A 1,843-nucleotide genomic window follows, 5' to 3' on the forward strand; every position below is an offset into this window, starting at 1 on the left:
CCTTTAGAGCAGACCTTGCAGCTTGCGATGCAACATCGAAATGTTGCTTCCCTTTGCTACAAACCCTGTAAGGGTCTCTGTAAGAAGGGCCGAGACTTTATCAGCTTCAGCTTTGCTTGGGAAGCCCCCAAACACACAACTTCCAGTTCCGGTGAGCTTTGCTTCGGTAAATTTACCTAACAAATTCAAAGCGTTACGTACCTCTGGATAACGCTTTGTTACCACCGGCAAGCAGTCATTACGACTGTTTCCCTTGGGAACGGGGCGCACTTTAATGGGAGGAGAGTTACGTGTCAACAGCGGATCTGAAAAAATTTCTGCTGTACTTACAGATACTTGCGGGACCAGCACGACATACCAGGGTTCTTCGGGGTCTACAGGGGTCAGTTTCTCCCCTACGCCTTCGGCAAAAGCCGCGTGGCCGCGCACGAAAACCGGGACGTCAGCACCCAGTCCCAGGCCCAGCGCAGCCAGTCGATCCACGTCCCAACCCAATTGCCAAAGATGATTCAGACCCAGCAAAGTCGTCGCGGCATTGGAACTGCCGCCGCCAATTCCACCGCCCATGGGCAGGATTTTTTCGATCCAGATATCCATGCCGAGCGCACAACCGGATTGCTCCTGCAGTTGCTTCGCGGCCTTCACGATCAAATTGCTGTCGTGGGGAACGCCTTCGAATTCGGTGTGTAAACGGATGACGCCGTCGTCGCGAACGGCGAAGGTAATTTCATCGCCGTAATCGAGGAATTGAAAAATCGTCTGCAACTCGTGATAGCCGTCTTCACGGCGACCGAGGATGTGCAGCATCAGATTGAGTTTGGCCGGGGAGGGCAGCGTCAAGCGGGGAGTCGTCATATTCACGACCCCAGCTTGCGTGGTTGCCATTCCTTGATCACCAGCGTGACATCAAGGTCGGTGCCGTGCAGCTTGATCTTTTCGGGCAGCCAGAAACCGTTTTGTTGTGTGTAAGAGGAGTATTCAACCTGCCAGCCATCCTGTTCGAGGCTCGCCAGGCGGCTGTCGGTATCCAGCGTCAATTTGCTTTTGCTGTCCGGCGCCGGAAGCCCGCGGACCCACCAGGCCAGATTCGACACCGGTAATTTCCAGCCCAGTTGTTCTTCCAGCAGTATTTCCGGGTTCGGTGCGTCAAAACGGCCTTGGTTGGCGACCTCCAGCGAGACCTTGCCAGGGCGGCCGGTCAGACGTGCGGCGCCGCGACCCAGCGGGCCGGAAAGGCGGATGTCGTAATAATCCTGGCGCTGCAGCCAGAACAAGGTGYCGCTGCCCGAGTCTTTGGGCGCGCGGATGCCAATTTTGCCATTAATCTGCCAACCGTCGAGGCTGGTCAGTTGCTGTTTGTTTTCGCGCCATTGGGCCGGATTACCGTGACCTTCGACCGATTCGCGGGCACCGAAACCCGCGCATCCGGCGAGCAGGGCGATAAAACTGAAAACAATAATGTGGCGCAAAAACATAATTTTAAAGAGTCTCTGATCCGGTCAGGCGCTTGATGGTGCCGCGCAGGGTAGGGCTGTCGGGTTGTTCCTTGAGGAATTTGCCCCAGATTTGTTTGGCTTCCCGCTGTTTGCCATTGGCCCACAGGACTTCACCCAGGTGGGCGGCAACTTCCTGATCGGGGAAGCGATCCAGCGCCTGGCGCAGATAGCGCTCGGCTTCATCGAGATTGCCCATGCGGTAGTTCACCCAGCCGAGGCTGTCGAGTACGGCCGGGTCTTCCGGATTGATCTGGTGTGCCTGTTCGATCAGGGCCTTGGCTTCGGCGTAGCGTGTGGTGCGATCAGACAGGGTGTAGCCGAGCGCATTTAATGCCATGGCATTGTCC

At 56.4% G+C, this 1,843-nt stretch carries 3 protein-coding genes; all 3 read right to left on the minus strand.

Translation table 11 applies throughout. The features are described 5' to 3' along the window. Positions 1 to 3 precede the first annotated feature (3 nt). Entirely contained in the window at positions 4 to 855 is an 852-nt protein-coding gene (gene ispE / locus AC1DRJ_RS26190; protein WP_477804708.1) for a 4-(cytidine 5'-diphospho)-2-C-methyl-D-erythritol kinase, read from the minus strand. 2 nt (positions 856 to 857) lie between these two features. Further along, positions 858 to 1,475 (minus strand): lipoprotein insertase outer membrane protein LolB, encoded by a 618-nt coding sequence (gene lolB, locus AC1DRJ_RS26195; RefSeq protein ID WP_477804706.1) that lies wholly within the window; start codon positions 1,473 to 1,475, stop codon positions 858 to 860. Positions 1,476 to 1,479: 4 nt separating this feature from the next. Next, positions 1,480 to 1,843 (minus strand): tetratricopeptide repeat protein (locus tag AC1DRJ_RS26200; RefSeq protein WP_477804707.1); only part of this gene is annotated, 364 nt, incomplete at its 5' end.

This window comes from Pseudomonas sp. P5_B2 (genome assembly GCF_056400445.1).

Excerpts from the sequence above, each read along its gene's own strand:
- ispE (WP_477804708.1), bottom strand. The coding sequence starts at position 855 with ATGACGACTCCCCGCTTGACGCTGCCCTCCCCGGCCAAACTCAATCTG.